This window comes from Microbispora amethystogenes (assembly GCF_016863015.1).
Taxonomy (GTDB): Bacteria; Actinomycetota; Actinomycetes; order Streptosporangiales; family Streptosporangiaceae; genus Microbispora; species Microbispora amethystogenes.
Genome location: NZ_BOOB01000038.1, coordinates 106,494 through 126,443, shown reverse-complemented (window position 1 = coordinate 126,443; position 19,950 = coordinate 106,494). Strand labels below are relative to the sequence as shown.

At 70.9% G+C, this 19,950-nt stretch carries 16 protein-coding genes; 9 read left to right on the top strand and 7 right to left on the bottom strand.

All coding sequences use genetic code 11. The features are described 5' to 3' along the window. Positions 1–140: 140 nt before the first annotated feature. On the top strand, positions 141–740 hold the full coding sequence (locus tag Mam01_RS24430) for a TetR/AcrR family transcriptional regulator (RefSeq protein ID WP_204287538.1): 600 nt from the start codon (positions 141–143) through the stop codon (positions 738–740). 28 nt (positions 741–768) lie between these two features. Here Mam01_RS24430 and Mam01_RS24425 read toward each other — a convergent pair whose 3' ends face one another. Both Mam01_RS24425 and Mam01_RS24420 read right to left on the bottom strand, forming a co-directional pair. Continuing rightward, complete coding sequence (locus tag Mam01_RS24425) at positions 769–1,569, bottom strand: inositol monophosphatase family protein (protein ID WP_204287537.1); 801 nt, start codon at positions 1,567–1,569, stop codon at positions 769–771. A gap of 17 nt (positions 1,570–1,586) precedes the next feature. Next, entirely contained in the window at positions 1,587–3,059 is a 1,473-nt protein-coding gene (locus Mam01_RS24420) for a helix-turn-helix transcriptional regulator (protein ID WP_239101569.1), read from the bottom strand. Positions 3,060–3,303: 244 nt separating this feature from the next. Here Mam01_RS24420 and aceA point away from each other — a divergent pair, with 244 nt between their 5' ends. After that, positions 3,304–4,596: an isocitrate lyase gene (gene aceA, locus Mam01_RS24415; protein ID WP_204287536.1), complete on the top strand. Its 1,293-nt coding sequence runs from the start codon at positions 3,304–3,306 to the stop codon at positions 4,594–4,596. 191 nt (positions 4,597–4,787) lie between these two features. Here the strand turns inward: aceA and Mam01_RS24410 are convergent, their stop codons facing one another. Beyond that, positions 4,788–5,588 (bottom strand): ABC transporter ATP-binding protein, encoded by an 801-nt coding sequence (locus Mam01_RS24410; RefSeq protein WP_204287535.1) that lies wholly within the window; start codon positions 5,586–5,588, stop codon positions 4,788–4,790. Between the two features lie 62 nt (positions 5,589–5,650). Beyond that, positions 5,651–7,354 (bottom strand): serine/threonine-protein kinase, encoded by a 1,704-nt coding sequence (locus tag Mam01_RS24405; protein WP_204287534.1) that lies wholly within the window; start codon positions 7,352–7,354, stop codon positions 5,651–5,653. 346 nt (positions 7,355–7,700) lie between these two features. On the opposite strand from Mam01_RS24405, the gene Mam01_RS24400 reads away from it, so the two are divergent. From Mam01_RS24400 to Mam01_RS24385, 4 genes are read left to right on the top strand one after another with little or no spacing between them, the layout of a single operon-like run. Continuing rightward, positions 7,701–9,203 (top strand): DUF3375 domain-containing protein, encoded by a 1,503-nt coding sequence (locus tag Mam01_RS24400; RefSeq protein ID WP_204287533.1) that lies wholly within the window; start codon positions 7,701–7,703, stop codon positions 9,201–9,203. Continuing rightward, complete coding sequence (locus Mam01_RS24395) at positions 9,196–9,867, top strand: DUF4194 domain-containing protein (protein ID WP_204287532.1); 672 nt, start codon at positions 9,196–9,198, stop codon at positions 9,865–9,867. Before Mam01_RS24400 ends, Mam01_RS24395 begins: the two co-directional genes overlap by 8 nt. 2 nt (positions 9,868–9,869) lie before the next feature. Beyond that, positions 9,870–13,208, top strand: a complete 3,339-nt coding sequence (locus Mam01_RS24390) for an ATP-binding protein (RefSeq protein ID WP_239101577.1) — start codon at positions 9,870–9,872, stop codon at positions 13,206–13,208. Then, the gene (locus tag Mam01_RS24385) at positions 13,205–14,491 is read left to right on the top strand and encodes a DUF3322 and DUF2220 domain-containing protein (protein ID WP_204287530.1); all 1,287 of its coding nucleotides are present in this window, start codon (positions 13,205–13,207) and stop codon (positions 14,489–14,491) included. Before Mam01_RS24390 ends, Mam01_RS24385 begins: the two co-directional genes overlap by 4 nt. On the opposite strand, the gene Mam01_RS24380 is transcribed toward Mam01_RS24385, so the two are convergent. Both Mam01_RS24380 and Mam01_RS24375 read right to left on the bottom strand, forming a co-directional pair. After that, entirely contained in the window at positions 14,436–15,785 is a 1,350-nt protein-coding gene (locus Mam01_RS24380) for a penicillin-binding protein (RefSeq protein ID WP_204287529.1), read from the bottom strand. The two genes, Mam01_RS24385 and Mam01_RS24380, sit on opposite strands and share 56 nt — an antisense overlap. A gap of 145 nt (positions 15,786–15,930) precedes the next feature. Continuing rightward, a complete protein-coding gene (locus Mam01_RS24375) occupies positions 15,931–16,824 on the bottom strand; it encodes an alpha/beta hydrolase (protein WP_239101568.1) in 894 nt (297 codons plus the stop codon). A gap of 310 nt (positions 16,825–17,134) precedes the next feature. Between Mam01_RS24375 and Mam01_RS24370 the strand changes: the two genes are divergently transcribed. Genes Mam01_RS24370 through Mam01_RS24360 form a run of 3 tightly spaced genes read left to right on the top strand, consistent with a single transcriptional unit; the run spans position 17,135 to position 19,546 of the window. Continuing rightward, on the top strand, positions 17,135–17,929 hold the full coding sequence (locus Mam01_RS24370; protein WP_204287527.1) for an ABC transporter permease: 795 nt from the start codon (positions 17,135–17,137) through the stop codon (positions 17,927–17,929). A gap of 6 nt (positions 17,930–17,935) precedes the next feature. Next, positions 17,936–18,724, top strand: coding sequence for an ABC transporter permease (locus Mam01_RS24365; protein WP_204287526.1), 789 nt, complete (start codon positions 17,936–17,938; stop codon positions 18,722–18,724). Positions 18,725–18,745: 21 nt separating this feature from the next. After that, positions 18,746–19,546, top strand: coding sequence for an ABC transporter ATP-binding protein (locus Mam01_RS24360; protein ID WP_204287525.1), 801 nt, complete (start codon positions 18,746–18,748; stop codon positions 19,544–19,546). Here Mam01_RS24360 and Mam01_RS24355 read toward each other — a convergent pair. Then, a complete protein-coding gene (locus tag Mam01_RS24355) occupies positions 19,476–19,946 on the bottom strand; it encodes a hypothetical protein (RefSeq protein ID WP_150934971.1) in 471 nt (156 codons plus the stop codon). The two genes, Mam01_RS24360 and Mam01_RS24355, sit on opposite strands and share 71 nt — an antisense overlap. Positions 19,947–19,950: the final 4 nt, after the last annotated feature.

Sequence of the window (19,950 nt, the reverse complement as noted above, 5' to 3'; positions counted from 1 at the left end):
GGGAAGGTAGCCAACCAACCGGTTGGATGTCAACCAACCAGTTGGTGGCCGGATCGGTATGCTGGGCGCGTCGGCTCCCGAGAACCGTCACCTCCCGAACCGTCAGTCCCCCGCTCGCTCGTGAACACGGAGGAAGGCCGATGCCGCCCCGCAAAGACGTCAAGGACCCCACCGCCACCACCAAGGCCGCCCTGCTGGAGGCCGCGCGCGCGGAGTTCGCGGCGTACGGCGTTGCGGGCGCCCGGGTGGACCGCATCGCCGATCGGGCGGGGGTCAACAAGGAGCGGATCTACGGTCACTTCGGCAGCAAGGAGAAGCTGTTCGACACCGTCGTCGCGGCGGCGCTGGACGAGGCGACCGAGGCCGTCGCGATGCCCGGCGACGACCCCGCCGACTACGTGAGCAGGCTGTTCGACTACTACGCCGCCCACCCCGACGTCGTACGGCTGATGATGTGGGAGGCGCTGCACTACCGGAGCGAGGACGCCCTGCTCCCCGGCCAGGAGCGCCGGGTGGACAAGTGCCACTCGAAGACCGTCTCCCTGGCCGCGGGGCTCGGCCGGGAGCCCGACGCGGCGATGGCCCGCACGCTGTTCACGCTCATCGGCATGGCCATGTGGCCGAGCGCCATGCCACAGCTCGCGAGGATCACGGCTGGCGAGGACGCGACGACCCCCGAGGGCCGCGAGGCGCTGCGCGGGCACCTGATGGAGTTCGTCCGCGCCGCCGTCCGGGGCTGACCCCGGCGGGTCGGCCTTGGGGCTCTCACTACCGCTCCCGGGAGGCCTGCCTGCCGATGATCTCCAGCAACGCCGCGTGCGTCTCCCGGTCGGCCGCCACGACGAGCCCGCCTGCCCCGGTGTGCGGCGGCTGACCGTGCAAACCGGTCACCACACACCCGGCGGCCCGGCACAATGCGATCCCCGCGGCGAAGTGCACGCTGTCGCGCAGGTGGCCGTCGGTGACGTACGCGGCCCTCCGGCCGGCCGCGACCCACGCCACCGCCAGCGTGGTGGAGACGACGCGCGGGCGGAAACGCCCGGCGAACCCGGCGTCGGCGAGCAGCCGGGCCGCCCGGAAGTCCGGAGCGTTCGGGAACGGCGGATCGAGGTTGACGTCCACCAGCCGTGAGCCGGACGACGGCGTGAGCCGCTGGTCCTCGCCGTCGCGGCGGGCGTAGGCGTCGACGCCGTCCGTCCAGAACACCTCGCCGGCGAACGGGTCCGCCGAGGCCGCCGCCGTCACCTCCGATCCCGCGCGCAGGGCGACGTTCACCGCGACCAGCATGCTCCGGGCGGCGTAGTTCAGCGTGCCGCAGAGGGGATCGACCAGCCAGACGCGCTCCGCGCCGTGCGGGCCGGTGCGTCCGCTCTCCTCGCCGACCACGCCGTCGTACGGCCGGGCGCCGCGCAGGACGTCGAGGATCGCCTTCTCCGCCTCGACGTCCGCCGCCGTCGCGAAGTCGTCCCCGCCCTTGTCGAAGCGCGTCAGCGACGTCCCGTACATGGCGCGCACGACGGCCGCTCCCGCCTGAGCCGCCGTGAGGGCCAGTTCTCCGTCCGTGGTCATCTGTGTGGCGTACGGGCTCAGGTCTGGGTGGCGTGGCGTTCGAGGAACGCGTACACGTCGGCCTCGTCGACGCCGGGGAACGACCCCGGCGGCAGGGCGGCCAGCACGTGGGAGTTGGCGCGGGCCGAGGGCCAGGCGTACCCCTCCCAGCGCTGCGCCAGCTCGGCGGGCGGGCGGCGGCAGCACTCGCCGGTGGGGCAGTTCGACCTGGTCCGGTGGGTGGTCTCCCGGCCGCGGAACCACCGCGACTCCCGGTACGGCACGCCGAGCGTGATGGCGAAGTCCTTCTCCTGCGACGGGTCCACGTGGGCGACGCAGAAGTACGTGCCGGTGGGCGAGTCGGAATACTGGTAGTACAGCGAGAACCGGTCGGGCGAGTGGAACACCTGGCGGCCCGACCACTGCTGGCACAGCCGCTGGCCCTCGATCGCCCCCTGCTCGTCGGCGGGGAAGACGATGCCGTCGTTCTCGTACGCCTTGTAGATGATCCCTCCGGCGTCGTTGCGCACGAAGTGGCAGACGAGGTCGAGATGGCGGGTGGCGAGGTTGGTGAACCGGTGGGCGGCCATCTCGTAGGACACCGCGAAGACGTCGCGCAGGTCCTCGACCGACAGGGCGCGGTCCTGCCTGGCCTCGCGCAGGTACGGCACGGCCGCCGTCTCGGGGACGAGCACGGCGGCGGCGAAGTAGTTGGCCTCCACCCGCTGGCGCAGGAAGTCGGCGAAGTCGCGCGGCTTGTGGTGCTGGAGCGCGATGTGACCGAGCGTCTGCAGCAGCACGGTCCGGGGCGTGTGCATGCCGAGCTGCTGGCGTTTGACGTAGATGCGGCGGTTGCGCAGGTCGGTCACCGAACGGGCCGACCTCGGCAGGTCGGGCGCGGAGTGCACGGTGAACCCGAAGTGGGACACCAGCGCCTGCACGGTGCTCTCGGACAACGCGCCGGTGCGGTAGCCCACCGCCGTCAGCGCGTCGGCGGCGGCCTTCTCGATCTCCTCGAAGTAGTTGCCCAGCTCCCGCTGCATGCGCCGTAGCTCGGCGTTGGCCGCCCGCGCCTCCTCCGGCGTCGCCGTGCCCTTCGCCTCCCGGGCCCGCAGCTCCTCGTACAGGCCGAGGATGTGCTCCAGCACGTCGTTGGGCACCCGCGCGGAGACCTTGAGCCGGCTCAGCCCGAGGCTCGCGTACAGCGGGTCGCGCTGGGCCTCCTCCAGGGCGATCTCCAGCTGCGCCCGCCGGTTCGGCGCCTGCCTGCGCAGCAGTTCCTCCACCGGTACGCCGAGCGCGGCGGCGAGCGACTTCAGCAGGGACAGCTTCGGCTCGCGCCTGCCGTTCTCCAGCAGGGACAGCTGGCTGGGCGCGCGGCCGACGCGGTCGCCGAGCTCGGAGAGCGTCAGGCCGCGCTGCTTGCGCAGGTGCCTGAGCCGCTGGCCGAAGGCCAGCAGATCGAGCTCCTGCGTCAAAGACAGCGGTTCTTCGCCCAGGACGGAGGTCATGCCCAGATCCTACGCGGAAAATCCGCGATTCTTCCACAACTAGGCGATCTTGCGCGGCTGGATTGGTCTAGTCCATACGGAAAACTTGCCACTTCTTCGCAAGAGAATACTCATCAGTTTCATCATAGGAAGAAAAATTCTCACTCTTTCGGCGCAAGTCGCCTTGCCTGGTCTCTTGATATCGACACAAACTCGGAAGCAAGCCCCAGGTGACGACGAAGTACGCAACAAGGGAGTGAACGGGATGTCCGATCGGCTCACCGCAGCCGCCCAGCGGCTACAGCACGAATGGGACACCGACCCGCGATGGCGGGACGTCCGGCGGACCTACTCCGCCGAGGACGTCGTCCGCCTGCGCGGCTCGGTGCGGGAGGAGCACACGCTGGCCCGGCTCGGCGCGGAGCGCCTGTGGAGCCTGCTCCACAGCGAGGACTACGTCCACGCGCTCGGCGCGCTGACCGGCAACCAGGCGGTCCAGCAGGTGAGGGCGGGTCTCAAGGCCGTCTACCTGTCGGGCTGGCAGGTGGCGGCCGACGCCAACCTGAGCGGTCACACCTACCCCGACCAGAGCCTCTACCCGGCCAACTCGGTCCCCGCCGTGGTCCGCCGGATCAACAACGCGCTGCTGCGGGCCGACCAGATCTCCTGGGCGGAGGGCGAGGAGAACGCGCCGCACTGGCTCGCGCCCATCGTGGCCGACGCCGAGGCCGGGTTCGGCGGCGTGCTCAACGCGTTCGAGCTGATGAAGGCCATGATCGAGGCGGGCGCCGCGGGCGTGCACTGGGAGGACCAGCTCGCCTCAGAGAAGAAGTGCGGCCACCTCGGCGGGAAGGTGCTCGTCCCGACCGGCCAGCACGTCAAGACCCTCAACGCGGCCCGTCTCGCGGCCGACGTGGCGGGCGTCCCCACTCTGGTCATCGCGCGGACCGACGCCCAGGCCGCGACGCTCCTGACCAGCGACGTGGACCCCCGCGACCACGCCTTCACGACCGGCGACCGCACGGCCGAGGGCTACTACCGGGTCCGCAACGGGGTCGACGCCTGCGTCGCCCGCGGCCTCGCCTACGCGCCGTACGCCGACCTTCTGTGGATGGAGACCTCCACCCCGGACCTCGACGTGGCGCGCGAGTTCGCCGAGGCGATCAAGCGGGAGCACCCCGACCAGATGCTGGCCTACAACTGCTCGCCGTCGTTCAACTGGCGGGCGCACCTGGACGACGCGACGATCGCCAAGTTCCAGCGCGAGCTGGGGCACATGGGATACAAGTTCCAGTTCATCACCCTGGCCGGCTTCCACTCATTGAACTACTCGATGTTCGACCTCGCCCGCGGCTACGCCGATGAGGGCATGACGGCGTACGTGGGGCTGCAGGAGGCGGAGTTCGCCGCCGAGCGCCGCGGCTACACCGCCACCCGCCACCAGCGGGAGGTCGGCACCGGCTACTTCGACCTGGTCAGCACGGCCATCGCGCCGGACTCCTCCACCACGGCCCTGAAGGGCTCCACGGAGGAGGCGCAGTTCGCCGCGACCCGCTGACCCGGCGGGCCCATCGCCCCGCGACCGGGCGACAGCCGGGGCCCGCCGCGGACTCCGCGCCCACCTCCCGTACGAGCACTCTCGCGAGGGCCCGTACGGGCGGGAGCAGGAGCCGCGGCGGGCCCGACCCCACAGCCTGCCCCACAGCCGGCGCCCACGACGGCGCTGACGACTGGGCCCGCCCACCCGGCTCAGCGCGGCGCGCGGGCGTACCAGCGGCCGTCCAGGGAGTCGATGCGCAGCCGCCGTCCGAAGCACTCGGACAGGTGGGCCTCGGTGAGCACCTCCCCGACCGGACCGGCGGCCAGGATCCGGGCGTCCCGCATCAGCAGCGCGTGCGTGGTGGTGGCGGGCACCTCCTCCAGGTGGTGGGTGACCATCACCGTGGTGAGGGCCTGACGGGCCCGCGCCAGGTCCTCCAGCGCCTCGATCAGGTCCTCCCTGGCCGGCAGGTCGAGGCCCGCGAAGGGCTCGTCCAGCAGCAGGATCGCGGGGTCGGCCATCAGCGCCCGGGCGACGCGCACGCGGGCCCGCTCGCCCTGGGAGCACACCCGGAACCTCCGGTCGGCGAGGTCCTTGCAGCCGAGGTCGGACAGCAGGCGGTGGGCCCGCTCGCGCTCCTCGTCGCCGTACCGGTCCCACAGCGGCGCGCTCGTCCCCGTGTGCCCGGTGAGGACGACGGTGAGCGCCGTCGCGCCCTCCTCCTCCAGCAGCGCCTCGTCCACCAGCCGCTGGCTGGCCGCGACGAGGCCGATGCTGCGCCGCAGCTCCCGCAGGTCGGTGCGGCCGAGCCGCCGCCCGAGCACCGTCGCCGTCCCGGAGGTCGGGTGCCGTACGGCCGCGGCCACCGAGAGCATCGTGGTCTTCCCCGCGCCGTTGGGCCCGAGGATCACCCAGTGCTGACCGTGCTCCACCCGCCAGTCGGCGCCGGCCACCAGGGTCCGGCCGACCACGCGGACGGTCACGTCGTCGAGTTCGAGAGCTGCGTCCATGACCCCAAAGCATGGGGCATGGACGCGCCTGCTCACGACGCCGTCCCAGGAAGTGGACGGCCTCAGGGCCAGGACGGCGCGGGGGTGGCGACGACCCCCGGCGGCTGACCTGCCTGGGTTTGACCTGCCTGGGTTTGACCTGCCTGGGGTTGACCGGCCTGTGGCTGACCGGCCTGTGGCTGGCTCTCCGACGGCGGGCCCGAGCTCGGCTGGGGCGACTCCCCGTCACCCCACTGCGGCTCGGTGGTGATCTCCGGCGACGGCGGCGGAGAGCTGGGCTGTTCCGGCGGAGAGGGCCGCCCGGGATCACAGTCCCCGTGCCGTCCCGGCGCGCAGTGCTCCTCCGGCGGAGGTCGCACGCCCCCGCCGTCCGGCGGCGGAGAGGGCACCGCCGTGGCCCGTTGCTCGTCCGGGGTCGCCGCCGCGGGCGGCGGCATCGTACGCGTGGCCGTAACCGTCGCCCTCGGCTGATGAGCGCTGACGGGCCGCACCGGCGGCCGGGAGGTGCTGAGCACATCCGGCGGCGGCGTGGCGCCGTCCCCGGGGATCACCACGGGCTGCGCCGGCGGCGGATCCGCCGTACGGTCCATGCGGGCCGCGCCGGTGCCCGCCGCGACCACCGTCACCGCGGCGATCGTGACGGTCGCGAGCGCGGCGAAGCCCGCGTGGGACGCCTGCGCCCCCGACCGCGCCTTCGCCTGCTCCCTTGACTGGGCCCGCGCCTGTGCCTTTGACCGGGCCGCCCGCCGCCGCGCCGCCCTGCCCGGCTGCGGGTGCTCGCCGTGCCCCTCCGGCCAGCCGTCCTGAGTGCCGACGGCGGCCCCTCCGCGGGTGTCCGCCGGGTAGGCCACGGGCTGCCAGATCTCCTCCAGCACCGCGGCGACCGCCCTCCGCGGATCGGCGGTCGTGTGGACGCCGCCCGCCGCGAGCAGGGAGGCCAGCAGCCGGGCGGCGTCCGGGCGTTCGGCGGGGTCACGCCGCAGCGCCGCCGCCACGTCCTCCCGCAGCGGCCCCGGCACCGGCGAGATCCGCGGCTCCTCCACCAGGATGCGCCGGGTCAGCGTCTCGGGGTCGCCCGCGCCGAACGGATGCAGCCCGGTCGCCGCGAACGCGACCAGGCACCCCCAGGAGAAGACGTCCGACGCGGGGATCGCGGGACGGCCCCGCAGCCGTTCCGGGGCCACCCACCCCGGGCTGCCCATGATCTGCCCGGCCTGCGTGTGCGACATCGCCACGTCGAGGTCGCGGGCGATGCCGAAGTCGATGACGAACGGCCCGCGCGGGGACAGCAGCACGTTGCCGGGCTTGAGGTCCCGGTGCACCAGCCCCGCCTCGTGGGTCGCCGCCAGCGCGGCGGCCGCGCCGAGGGCCACGCCGTACGCGAGGTCGGGGGTGAGCGGGCCGTACGCCGCGACGACCTGGGAGAGCGCGGGGCCGGGGACGTACTCGGTGACGATGTAGGGGCGGTCGCCGTCGAGGCCGTCCTCGACGAAGGCGGCGGTGCAGAACGGCGCCACCCTCCGGGAGAACTCCGCCTCCTCGGCGAAGCGCGCCCGCAGCGTCGGGTCCGACAGGTGGACCGGATGCGGCGTCTTCAGCGCGACGTATCCGCCGCCCGGATGTTCCGCGAGGTAGACCACGCCCATGCCACCGGCGCCGAGCCGGCCGAGGAGCAGGTAGCCCCCGATGATCACCGGGTCGCCCACGGTCAGCGGGCGCACCCCGGGAGGCATCCCGTTCCGGGGGCCTGTTCCGCCACGTGCCATACGGAAGCTCCCTCTCTCGCGGAAGTGCCGCACAGCCACTGTGGCCGTTTGGAACGGGCCATGCGGTCAACTGACCACAAGCGGCATGAGAGGTAAGCCCAATGGCACCCTAGAGTAAGGCGCGAGCAAAGCTCCAGGTCACGTAGGTCCCATTCGTCACAGAAGCGGTCAGTCAGGGCTCCTCGGAGGCCATCGCGGGACACAGACCGCCACCGGCTCGGGTGTGATCCCGGGCCATGATCGACCAGATTCTCGCCTGGCTGGACGGACCGGCATCCTGCCGGGGCACTCACCACATCTCGGCACAGGCGCCCTGTGTCGTACCCCGGTCGTACGCTACATGGCGATGGGTACACGAGGTGTAGAAGGCGCTTACCAGGGCGCGCTCCGGGCGTTCCAGAATCCGATGCTCGCCCTGCTCCACCAGACGCACGCGCCGTTCGTCGTGACGGTGCTGGCGATGGTCTTCACCGCGGAGCGGCCGAGGGTGGCGGTGGCGGACGCGCACGCGGAGATCAACGACGCTCTTGACCAGTTGCGGGCCGCGGGCTACGGCGACGAGGACAACCAGCCGCTGCCCGCCGGGAACGCACGGGACCTGTGCCGGCAGTGGGTGCAGGCCGGCTGGTTGGTGCGGCAGGTGTCCGATGACGACGTCGAGGTGTACCGGCTGTCCGCGTACGGCGTCGGTGCGCTCGAGGTCGCCGGGCGGGTCGGCGGAGTGCGGACCCGGGTGTCGGAGTCCCGGGTCAGGACGCTGCTGGACGCGATCGAGCGGCTCGCGCAGGACGCCGACCCGGACGTGATGGCCCGGATAACGCGACTCCACGAGGAGATCCAGCATCGCCAGAAGGAGCTGACCCGGCTCGAACAGGGTGGCGTCGTCGAGACCGTCGAGGACGAGCAACTGCTTGAGGCGGCCGAGAACGTGCTGCACCTGGCGCGGGAACTGCCCGCGGACTTCGCCCGTGTCGCGGAGTCGATCAAAGCCATCCAGCGCGACGTCGTCGCGGAGTTGCGGCACGACGTGCGGCCGACCGGTGAGGTGCTTCGCGAGTACCTGGCCCGCGGTCAGCGGATCCTGGACGCGACACCGGAAGGCCGTGCGTTCGCGGGGGCGTTGCGTCTGATCGGCGACCCGGCGCAGATCGACGACCTGTGGAGCCGGCTGCGCACGGTGCTGCGGCACCGGTTCACAGATCTGCTGCCGGAGCAGCAACGGCGGGAGCTCACCGAGATCTCGCGCCGGATCGAGCAGGGTGTCAAGGAGGTGCTGACCGCGCAGCGGCAGGCATCCCATGTGATCACCACACAGGTACGCAACCACGATCCGCTGCGGGATCGGCAGGTGGACGAACTCCTGAGGGACGTGATGTCCGGTCTCCACAAATGGGTTCCCGGTTCACGACGCGGCGAGGCCGTCGAGCCGCTCCGCCGCCTGCCGGTCGCCGACGTCGGGCACCTGCGGCAGCGGATGAGCGACCTGCGGCCACCACAGCCGCCCGCGCCGCTGCGGGAATGGGACGAGGGTGAGGACATGCCGGCCGCGGACACCCGGGCATGGGGCGGCCCACGGTACGCCGAGTTGCGCGCGCACCTGGCGGCGTTCGCGGGCGGCGCGGAGAGCGTGGACGTCGTGGCCGCGTTCCGCGCGGCGGCCGAGGACATCCGGCGTCCGGTCGACCTCCTCGGCCTGCTGGAGATCGCCCATGACGCCGGGATGACCGAGACGGCCGAGGTCGCGGTGGTCGACACGGTCCGGCCCGACCGGACCCGGCGACGGTTCGCTCTTGGCGGTGTGGTGGCGGCGAACCCGGCGAGCGCGGACAGGAGCGGTGGCGATGAGTGAGCCGGACGGCGCCGACGACGGCTGGCCGGCGGACACGCGGGCCGGGTTCATCGAACCGATCTCGATGGAGGACGATCCGGCCGAGTTGTTCGCCGGCGACGCGGGCACCCTGGACGCGGACGTGCGGCGGGTGCTGGTCCAGCTGTTGCGGCGCAAGTTCCTGCTGGCGGAGAAGAACTCCGCGCAGTGGCGCACGCTGCTGGAGAACCAGCAGATCATCGAGTCGCGGATGCACGACCTGTTCGTCCGTCTCGTGGTCGACCACGACCGGGGTGTCGCCTACAAGCAGCAGGTGCGCTCGGTGGAGCTGGACGTGCCGATCCTGCTCAAGGACGACCCCTACACCCGGGCCGAGACCCTGGTGCTGGTGCACCTGCGGACCGTCTTCCAACGGGAACGCGGCACGGGTGAGGCGTCCGCACGGGTGGACATCGAGGAGCTGGAGCAGACCGTGCTGACCTACTTCGATCCGAAGGACCACAATGTGGCCCGCGGCCAGCAGGAGGTCCGCACCGCGGTGCAACGGCTCGTCACCGAAGGTCTGCTCACGGAGGATTCCGCGGGCCGGTACCGGATCACCCCGATGGTGGAGGTCGTGCTGAGCACCGCGAAGCTCGCCGAACTGGAGCAGTGGTTGCGCGAACGGAACGAGGCCACGACGTGAGCATGATCGACACGCTGTTCGGGTTGATCCCTGCGGCGTCACGCGGTCAGCAGTGGGTGGCGCGCGACCTGCAACTGGTCAACTGGGGCGGCTACGACGGATATCACCACCTGCGGCTCGCACCCGGCGCCACCCTGCTCAGCGGTGGTTCCGGATCCGGCAAGTCGACGCTGATGGATTCCTACATCGCGTTGCTCATGCCGCACACGACTCCCTTCAACGGGGCGTCCAACGGCGGTGTCGTCGGCAGGCCACGGGGGAAGGACCAGCGCAACATCCTCTCCTACGCGCGCGGCAAGCTCGACGAGTCCCGGAGCGACGGCGAGACCAAGTCGAGGGTGCTGCGTGGGGACGGCCGCGACACCTGGTCCGCCATCGCGATGACGTGGGCCGACCGCACCGGCGCCGTGTTCACCGCGCTCCGGGCCTGGTACGTCCCGTCAGCCGCCCGCAGCCTCGACGAAGTCGTCCCGGTGCGCGCCACCTGTGACCACTCGTACGATCTGCGCACGCTGGAAGGCCCGGCGAACAAGAAGCTCGCCCGTACCGAGGTCGAGGCGACCGGCTTGAAGTGGTGCGAGACCGACCGTGATTTCACCGCGCGTCTCCACACCGCGCTCGGCATCGGCGCCGCGGGCGACGGGCACAAGGCGGTCGCGCTGCTGGGCCGGATCCAGGCCGGTCAGCAGATCACCACCGTCGACGCCCTGTACAAGACGATGGTCCTTGAGGAGCCGTCCACACTGGCCACGGCGGACGCGGTGGTGCAGCAGTTCGACGAGCTGTCCGGCACCCGGACCAGGATGATCACCGCACGCCAGCAGGTGAAGGCGCTGACCCCGATCCGCGAGCACCGGCGCACCATCGACGAGGCACTGGACCGGTCGCGCCTCATCGACGAGGTCGGATCGTTCACCGACACGTCGTCCCCTGCCGCGTTGTGGCGTCATGAACGCCGGCTCGACCTGCTGCGCGCCGCCGAGAAGGACCTGGCCGATCGGCGCCGCCGAGCCGAGGAGGAACTGTCGGAGACCACCGCCCTGGTCAAGACGACCGAAATACAGCGTGATGGGGTGGCTGACACGCTTCGTGCGTCCGGTGGTGACCGTCTGGACACCGCACTCCGTGAGATCCGCGGCGTGGAGCAGCGACTGGCCGATGTCGAACGCTCGCGGGAGCGGCTGGACCGGACTCTCGCCACGATCGGCGCCGGCGTGTCGACCGGGGAGGACTTCGCCGCACTGGTCGAGACGGCGCGCCGGTCCCTGGCCGACACCGACGCCAGGAGGGCCGTCCAGAACGAGTTCGCCGAGGCGATGGCGGAGAAGAAGGACGCCGACCGCGAGCTGGCCGGGTTGCTCGCCGAGCACAAGGCGGTCAAGAACCGGCGGGGCAACATCCCGACCGAGCTGCATGAGGCGCGCGCGGCGCTGGCCGAGGCGGCCGGGCTCAGCCCGGACGACGTGCCGTTCGTCGGCGAGCTGATCGAGGTGCGGACGGAGTTCGAGCCGTGGCGCGAGGCGTTCAACCTGGCGCTCGGCGGGTTCGCCACGCGGATGCTGATCGACATCGGCCGGCTGAACTCGTTCCGCGAGGCGATCAACGCGGTGCCGACCGCACGGCGTATCCATTTCGAAGGGGTGCGTACCGGCCTGCGCGACGAGGTGGGGCTGGACGACAGAACGCTCCCCGGCCGGCTCGACTTCCGGCCGTCGCCGTTCACCCCCTGGCTCAAGAGCGAGCTCGCCCGGCGGTTCGACTTCGTCTGCGTCGAGACGCCGAGGCTGCTGGGGCAGTACCCCAAGGCACTCACGATCACTGGCCAGACGTCGGAAAGGGGCCGGGGTGCGCACGGCGGCCACGGCCGCGCCAACCTGCTCGGTTTCACCAACACCAGGTTGCTCGCCGACCTTGAGAACCGGATGAGCCTTGCGCGGGAACGCCGTGACGATGCTGTCGCCTGGGTGGCGAAGGCGGAGGAGGGCCTCAACTCGGTCGAAACCAGACGCATGGCCTACCAGACCCTGACCGAGTTGTCCTGGGACCAGGTGGACGTCGACTCCGTCACAGCGGAACGGGACCGCTGGAACCGTGTCGTCGAGGAGGTCCGCGCCGGCAACCCGAAGATCGACCAGCTGCAGGGCCAGTTGGACGAGCTCAAGGAGCGGGTCAGGGAACTGACCGAACGCGTCGGCCGGCAGAAGGACAACGTAAGGACACTCGGTGGGTCCTGGCAGGAGACCGTCGACGAGGTGGACCGCGCACAGCAGGCACTCGACACGGCCGCGGAGACAGGCGCCGATGTCAGTCAGGAGCATCGGGCCTACCTGGAGGCACTGTTCGACAGCGACCCGGACGGCACCGCCCCGGCGGGGGCGCTCGCGGAGTTCGACGCGGCGGTGAAACGGGCCACCGAGCGGCTCCGCGCCGACAGGCAGTCCGCGGCGGAGACGATCGGCAGGTCGAAGAAGGCGCTGCTCGACACGTTCTCGACGTTCGTCGAGCGCTGGCCGAACCCGAACCTCGGCATCGACGCGGACAACTCGTACCGCGACTTCGATCGCCTGCTCACCGACCTGGAGACCAGCGGGCTGCACGAACTGGAGATCGAGTGGCGGGACAGTCTGCTCAAACTGTCCGGCAACGACCTGACCGGCCTGGACAGCGAGCTCGCCGCCGCTGTCCGGGAGATCCGCGACCGGATCGACCCGGTCAACCGCATCCTCGCCGAACTGCCGTTCGCCGACGACAAGCACCGGCTGCGCATCGACCCGCAGGAGAGCCACTCCACGGTGCGTGCCCGGTTCCGCAAGGAACTGCGGGAAGTACGCGCCTTCATCGACCAGGCGGCGACGGACGAGGACCGGGAACGCGCCTATCACCGGATGGCCAAGGTGATCGACCGCATCCGACGCACCGCGCCCGACTTCGCCGACCTCGTCGACGTGCGCAACCATGTCCGGATCAGTGCCGAGAAACGCGATCTCGAGGGTGGACACGTCGCCGTGTACGACCACATCGGCGAGAAGTCCGGCGGCGAATCGCAGGAACTGGTCGCGTTCATCGTCGGGGCCGCACTGCGGTACCAACTGGGCGACGCGGGTGCCGACCGCCCCCGCTACGCCCCCGTCTTCCTCGACGAGGCGCTGATCAAGGCGGACGCGCACTTCACCGGCCGGGCCATCGGCGCGTGGCGTGGTCTCGGCTTTCAGCTCATCATCGGCGCCCCCAACGACAAGCACAGCGCGATCGAGCCGCATGTGGACGCGGAGTATCTGATTCTCAAGAACTCCCAAGGCCGGTCCTGGGCGAAACCTCTGGTCGGTGTTCCGGACGCATGAGCGTACTCGTCACCCCGAAGGACGCCGTCGTGGCCGTCCGCCGCAAGATCGTCCAGAAATGGGCGGAAGCCGTGTGCGCCGGCCTCGGTGTCGGCGACCAGGTCATGTTCTCCGTTCCACTACGCCCCGGCGTGTCGACGGGCAAGGCCGTCGAGCGGCTCGGGCACGCCGCCTGGCACGAGTGGCACATGCAGTGGCGCGAGTTCGCCGGCCGGCTCCCCACCGGTGTGGAACTCGTCCGCAAGGCGGTCACCATCCGAGGAGTCACCGGCGACTTCCCCGCCACACTCATCGCGGACCTGGACGGCGCCGTCTCGCTCATGGCCGACACCCGTACCGGTGCCGAACCTCTGGCCGTGGACATCGACCGTGCCCGTGCGCTCGCGTCGGCGCTGCGGTCCGCCGGAGCGATCCTCACCCCGGCCACGCTCCGGGCTGTCTGCCGTCTTCCGGCCGTCGACATGGAGGTTCTGGTCAGTGCCGTGACCTGGCTACGCCGGCACCCCGACGCCGGCACCTGGACCCTGCGGCAACTCCCGGTCCCCGGCATGCACACCAAATGGCTCGACACACACGGCGCACTACTGCGCGACGTCGCCGGACGCGATGTAAGAGGGGAAGTCCGGCCCCGGCTGACCGTCATGCACCTGACCTACGTCGACCCTGACCACACTGCGTCCGGCCGCCGCAGGCACGACGCCTGGACCACCGGTGACGTGCACGACATCGCCTACCGCCCACGCGTGGTCCTCGTGGTCGAGAACCGCGACTCCCGCCTCTGGTTCCCGCCGGTCAAGGACACGATCGTGGTCGAGGGCGGCGGCAAGGCCGCAGCTTCCCTGCTCGCGAACGTGCCGTGGATCCGCGCGGCGGACCATGTCGTCTACTGGGGCGACATCGACGCGGACGGCTACACGATCCTCGACCAGTTCCGCGCCACACTGGCCGAACCCACCCCCGACGGCGCGCCGCCGAAGCCCGTCACCTCCATCCTCATGGACGCCACCGACCTGCACCACTACTCCGAGCACGGCGTCAACCACGACAAGGCAGGCCGCCCCATCAAGCCGTCACCGGCGAACCTCCCGCACCTCACCGAAGCCGAGAGCCTCGCGTACAACACCATCGCAACCGCAGGCTCCACCCCGTTCCGCCGGATCGAGCAGGAAGCCATCCCTCTCACCCACGCCGCAACCCGACTGCTACAGATCCTGAAAAGCCAGGCGGTCAGTTCGGGCAGGCGTCGTGGCAGCCGCCGAAGCGCCGCATGTCCGGGCGGGTGAAGCGGGTCTCCCGGGTCCCCCGCGCCGCCTCGGTCATCGCCTGTTTCCAGATCAGGCCGGGAACCGACGTACCGTCCACCTGCCGATAGCGGTGGCCGCCCATGGTGACGTCGACCAGGGGATACCGAATAGCGCCGCGAGGGTCGCCGAGGCTGACGGCCGAGGCCAGGTCGGGGGTGTAACCGGCGTACCAGGCGGAGCGGTGCTGGTCGCCCTCGCCGGGCATACCCGCCGCCTCGCGGCCGATGCCCTTGAGCCTGCTGTTCGCCAGGACATCCGACAGCACTCCGGTGACCGCGTCGGCGACTACCGGGTCCAGGACCTGCCGGCACTGCGGCGGGAAGGAGCGCGTGGTGCCCGAGCCGTCACGGATCTCCGTGATCACCATCGGCTCGCAGAATCGGCCACGGGCGGCGAGGCTCGCGTAGGAATTGGCCACCGAGACGGGATCGGCGTCGGTGAGACCCAACGTGAACGGCTCTATCTCCCGGAGCGGTTTTCCGTCGGCGCTCCTGAGCCCGAGCCCTTTGGCCATGCTGACGGTCTCGCACAGGCCGACCTTCTCCTGCAGGCGCAGGTAGAAGGTGTTGACCGCGCCGCGGGTGCCCGACCGCAGGGTGACGAACCGTTTCCCGCCCTTCTCCCGATTGTGGATGACGACAGTCGGTTCGGCGGCGCCCTGGCCCGCGCAGTTCTTGAGCGTCGCGTAGCCCTGGGCCTGGTACTCGTCCGAGACGGCGAAGCCGTCGCCGTACCGCAGGCCGGCGGCGAGTGCGGCTGCCAGGGTGTAGGGCATCGACGTCGTGCCCTGCTGGAAGGCGGGCCCGTCGCCGGCGTCGTGGCTGGCGGCCATGGCCCTGATGACGCCTTCGCCCGGCGCGATCATCACCTGGGTGGCGAGCTGTGGGTCGTCGCGATCGACGTACGCGTCGACGGCCTGCTGGGCCGCCCGCTGGAGCCGCTGGTCGATCGTCGTACGGATCGTCAGGCCGTCACGGGTGAGCAGCCGCGGGTCCTCGGCGAGAAGCCGCTCGCTGACGTACCGGCAGAGGTAGGGGTGCGCGCTGCCCGCGCAGTCGCCGGAGAACTCCTCGATGACGGCGCCTTCGGCATCGAGCAGCACGCTCTTCCGGGTCGGCACGCTCTTCGGGGTCACGGGTGAGGCCACCGCCGTGACGCTGGAGCCCGAGGCGACGGGCACCCGGCCACTGTCCGCCGAGCTTCGTAACAACAGGAGGACCGCGCCGAACGCGCTCACCGCGGCGACGCACAGGAAAACAAGCAATGCCTTCATCGTTGCCCTTCGGCGCGCCTCACCCGACGTACTGATCATCGGGGAACGGGCACGGCTCGGACAACCCGGAATGACTACGACGGCCTTCCGGACGTCAACGGCACGCGTACCTGTACGGCCACTGGAGCCCCTGATCCCTGGTCGGTCAGGCGGCCTCGGCGGTGGTGGTGGCGTGGTGGTCGCGGACGGCGCCGAGGAAGCGGGAGACGTGCTCGAAGAACAGGCGGCCTTCGGGGAGGACGTCGGCGAGGAGGGGGAAGATGTGCGGCATGCGGGTCCACTCCTCGTAGGTCACCTGCACGCCGTTCTCCCGGGCGCTGAGGGCGACGCGGCGGGCCTCGTCGCGCAGGACCTCGGTGGAGCCCGTGACGATCATCAACGGGGGGATGCCGGTGTAGTCGCCGTAGACGGGGGACACGAGGGGGTCGCGGCAGTCGAGGCCGTCGGTCCAGCGGCGGGCCAGCCAGTCGACGCGGCTCGCGGGGAGCATGGGGTCGGACCATACGTTGACGCGGCGGCGGCTCTCGCTGAGGTCGGTCCAGGGGGAGACGCATACACCGGCGGCGGGCAGGGGCATGTCCCGGTCGCGCAGGGCCAGCAGAGTCGCCAGGGTGAGGTGACCCCCGGCGGAGTCTCCTGCCAGCAGGATGTCCTTGGCGGCGTACCCGAGGTCGAGCAGGGACTCGTACGCCTCGAGCGCGTCGGCCAGCGACTCGGCGAGTGAGTGGACTGGCCCCTGGCGGTAGTCGAGAGAGAAGACCGGGCTGCCCGCGGCGGCCGACAGCCGCCAGGTGATCGGGCGGTGGGTGGCCGGGGAGCAGACGAAGTAGGCTCCGCCGTGGAAGTAGAGCACCACCTTCCGCTCGTCCAGGTACGGCCCGCCGTGCACCCACTCTCCGGTGCACGAGCCGAAGCCGTCCGGGATGACGGACACATGGCCGGGCAGGATGCCGGGAACGCGCTCACCGAGGCACATCAGCCGGCTGGCCACCGCCATCCCCGGGTTGTTGCGGACCAGCAGGGCCGAGATCGGTTTCATGGTGCCACGGAGGACGCCGTTGACGGCGGCCGCCTGCCAACTGACTGGATATTCCGGACGAACATCCACATTCAGCTCATGTGTCATGCAAGCCTCCTAAAAGGGATGTTCCCAGTTAGGCAATCAGTTCTACCGGTCGGTAAGTTTCATCCTCCTCACGACGATGTTACGACACGGTAACACCCGCAGGTCATGGCTTTCCCATGCGGAGATCCGAAAACACTCCGCTGCCCCACGCCCAGGCCGCCAGTCCACCGGGATCGCGGACGCCCGGTAAAATTTCGGCAAACGGCGCGGCGTGGAGGCGAGTTTGACGAGCGGCGCGGCGCTTCCCCTCTATCCCCGGCTGGCCTGGTACGGCTTCCGGAGGCACGCCGCCTACTGGGCGGCGGCCCTGGCCGGGGCGTTCACCAACACCGTCTTCGGGGTGCTGCGCGCGTACGTGCTGATCGCGCTGTGGCAGGCCCGCCCGGGCCTCGGTGGGTACGCCGTCGCGGACGCCGTGACCTTCTGCTTTCTCACCCAGGCGTGCATCGGCCCGATGCAGTTGTTCGGCGTCGGGCTCGACCTGCCGCAGCGGATCCGCAGCGGCGACGTCGCGCTCGACCTGGTCCGCCCGGCGCCCCTGCAACTGTGGTGCCTGTCGGAGGACCTGGGCCGGGCGGCGTTCCTCTTCCTCGCCCGGAGCATCCCGCCCGCCCTCGCGGGCGCGGCACTGTTCGGCATCGTCGCCCCGCGCGCCCCGGCCGCGTTCCTGGCGAGCGTGACGCTCGGGGTGGTGGTGAGTTTCGGGTGGCGCTACCTGGTCGCGCTGGCGTCCTGCTGGGTCATGGACGACCGTGGTCTCGCCACGCTCTCGCTGGTGCTCACGACGTTCTTCAGCGGGCTCATGCTGCCTCTGACGATCTTTCCCGGATGGTTCGGCTCACTCGCCCGCGCCCTGCCGTGGGCGGCGATGGTGCAGGCGCCCTCCGACGTCTACCTCGGCACGGCCGAACCGGCGCACGCCCTGGCCTTCCAGGCGCTGTGGGCGGTGGTCCTGCTGGCGCTGGGGGCGCTGCTGACGCGGGCCGCCCGCAGGAAGGTCGTGATCCAGGGTGGGTGAGCGCCGGTGATCAGGACGTACGCACTGCTCGCCTGGGCCTGGACCCGCGCCGCCGCGCAGTATCGCGTCTCGTTCGCGCTCATGACGGCGGGCGCCTTCGTGATCGGCGGCCTCGACATCGCCGTGATCTGGGTGATCTTCGCGAACACCGACTCCCTGGCCGGCTTCGGACCGGCCGAGGTCATGTTCCTGTACGGCACGTCGGAACTGGCCTTCGCGATCTCCGACACACTGTTCGGCAACGTCGACCGGGTCAGTCAGCACATCAGGGCCGGGACCCTCGACGTGATGCTGGTCCGGCCGGCCGCCACCTGGGCGCAGGTGGCCGCCGACCGTTTCGGGCCGCACCGGATCGGCCGGATCGTCATGGCGGCGGCGGTGCTCTGCGTCGCCCTGGCCCGGCTGGACATACCGCTCGGCAGGGCCTGGATGGTGCCCGTCATGGTCGTCTCGGGCAGCGTGATCTTCACGTCGATGTTCACCCTCGGCGGCGCGCTGCAGTTCCTGCTCACCGACGCGCCCGAGGTGGCCAACGCGTTCACCTATGGGGGAGCGATGCTCAACCAGTATCCGCTGAGCGTCTACGACCCCCGAATCGTGATGGGCCTCACGTACGTGCTGCCGCTGGCGTTCGTCAACTGGCGGCCCGGGCTGTACGTGCTCGACCGGCCCGACCCGCTCGGCCTGCCGTCCTGGACGGGCCTGCTGTCCCCCGCCGCCGCGCTCGCGCTGGCCGCCGTCGCCGCGCTCGCCTGGCGGGCGGGAGTCCGCCGCTACCGATCGACGGGGAGCTGACCAGATGATCGAGGTGGACCAATGATCGACGCGGCTGAACTCGGCCGGGTCTTCCGCGTACGCCGCCAGGTCGTGCACGCCGTACGGGACCTGTCCTTCCACGTCGCGCCCGGGGAGTTCGTCGCCTGCCTCGGCCCGAACGGCGCGGGAAAGTCCACCACGATCAAGATGCTGACCGGAATCCTCGCCCCCACCTCGGGCCGGATCAGGGTGGACGGCCTCGACCCGGCCCGGCGCCGTACGGCCCTCGCCCGCAGGATCGGGGTCGTCTTCGGCCAGCGGACCACGCTGTGGTGGGATCTGCCGTTGAGGGACAGCCTGGAACTGAACCGGCTACTTTACAAAGTAGATCGCAAGGTGTTCCGCGACCGGCTCGACGAGCTCTGCGTCCTGCTGGATCTCGGCGGCTTCCTCACGACGCCGGTGCGTCAGCTGAGCCTCGGCCAGCGGATGCGCGGCGACATCGCCGCCGCCCTGCTGCACGACCCCGCCGTGCTGGTGCTCGACGAGCCGACGATCGGGCTCGACGTCGTCAGCAAGGCGGAGGTGCGCGACTTCCTGCGGCGCCGCAACGCGGAACACGGGACGACGGTGCTGCTGACCACGCACGACCTCGGCGACGTGGAGCGGCTGTGCCGACGGGTGCTGCTGATCGACCACGGCAGCCTGGCCTTCGACGGCACGCTCGACGGCCTGCGGGCGCTGGTCCCCGGCCGGACGTCCATCGAGGACGTGGTGGCCGATCTCTACCTCAGTAGCCGAGGGTCTCCTCGTACTCCTCCTCGTCGTCCCGTTCGGGGCGAGACCAGCGGGACGGCATGAGCACCGGGAGGAACAACGCGATGCCGAGCAGGGCGTACACGCCGGTCGAGAGAAGGGTGAGCGCACCCCGGCCGGCCTGCAGCAGCTCCGCGTGCACGGAGGGCCCGGTGGGCACCAGGCTCGCGGCGCGCGACACGTCGAGGAGATAGACCACGGTCCACGCCAGCAGCGCCATCGACGGGACGAACGTCGACAGCGGCGACACCCGGGTGACCAGCACGAGCCCGAGTAACAGGCCCACGACGACCATCACGCCCAGGGCGATCAGCATCCGGGTGTCCCTCACCGGGTCCACGTTCTGCACGGCCCCTCGCACCGCCTCCTGAGACGCCCATCCACCACCGACGAGAAGAGCCGCCGCGACGACAACGCCCAGGAGCAGCCCGAAGAAGTGCCGCATGAAC

Excerpts from the sequence above, each read along its gene's own strand:
- Mam01_RS24380 (WP_204287529.1), bottom strand. The coding sequence starts at position 15,785 with ATGAAGGCATTGCTTGTTTTCCTGTGCGTCGCCGCGGTGAGCGCGTTC.
- Mam01_RS24405 (WP_204287534.1), bottom strand. The coding sequence starts at position 7,354 with ATGGCACGTGGCGGAACAGGCCCCCGGAACGGGATGCCTCCCGGGGTG.
- Mam01_RS24420 (WP_239101569.1), bottom strand. The coding sequence starts at position 3,059 with ATGACCTCCGTCCTGGGCGAAGAACCGCTGTCTTTGACGCAGGAGCTC.
- Mam01_RS24360 (WP_204287525.1), top strand. The coding sequence starts at position 18,746 with ATGATCGACGCGGCTGAACTCGGCCGGGTCTTCCGCGTACGCCGCCAG.
- Mam01_RS24395 (WP_204287532.1), top strand. The coding sequence starts at position 9,196 with ATGAGTGAGCCGGACGGCGCCGACGACGGCTGGCCGGCGGACACGCGG.
- Mam01_RS24385 (WP_204287530.1), top strand. The coding sequence starts at position 13,205 with ATGAGCGTACTCGTCACCCCGAAGGACGCCGTCGTGGCCGTCCGCCGC.
- aceA (WP_204287536.1), top strand. The coding sequence starts at position 3,304 with ATGTCCGATCGGCTCACCGCAGCCGCCCAGCGGCTACAGCACGAATGG.
- Mam01_RS24355 (WP_150934971.1), bottom strand. The coding sequence starts at position 19,946 with ATGCGGCACTTCTTCGGGCTGCTCCTGGGCGTTGTCGTCGCGGCGGCT.
- Mam01_RS24375 (WP_239101568.1), bottom strand. The coding sequence starts at position 16,824 with ATGAAACCGATCTCGGCCCTGCTGGTCCGCAACAACCCGGGGATGGCG.
- Mam01_RS24390 (WP_239101577.1), top strand. The coding sequence starts at position 9,870 with ATGATCGACACGCTGTTCGGGTTGATCCCTGCGGCGTCACGCGGTCAG.
- Mam01_RS24425 (WP_204287537.1), bottom strand. The coding sequence starts at position 1,569 with ATGACCACGGACGGAGAACTGGCCCTCACGGCGGCTCAGGCGGGAGCG.
- Mam01_RS24400 (WP_204287533.1), top strand. The coding sequence starts at position 7,701 with ATGGGTACACGAGGTGTAGAAGGCGCTTACCAGGGCGCGCTCCGGGCG.
- Mam01_RS24430 (WP_204287538.1), top strand. The coding sequence starts at position 141 with ATGCCGCCCCGCAAAGACGTCAAGGACCCCACCGCCACCACCAAGGCC.
- Mam01_RS24410 (WP_204287535.1), bottom strand. The coding sequence starts at position 5,588 with ATGGACGCAGCTCTCGAACTCGACGACGTGACCGTCCGCGTGGTCGGC.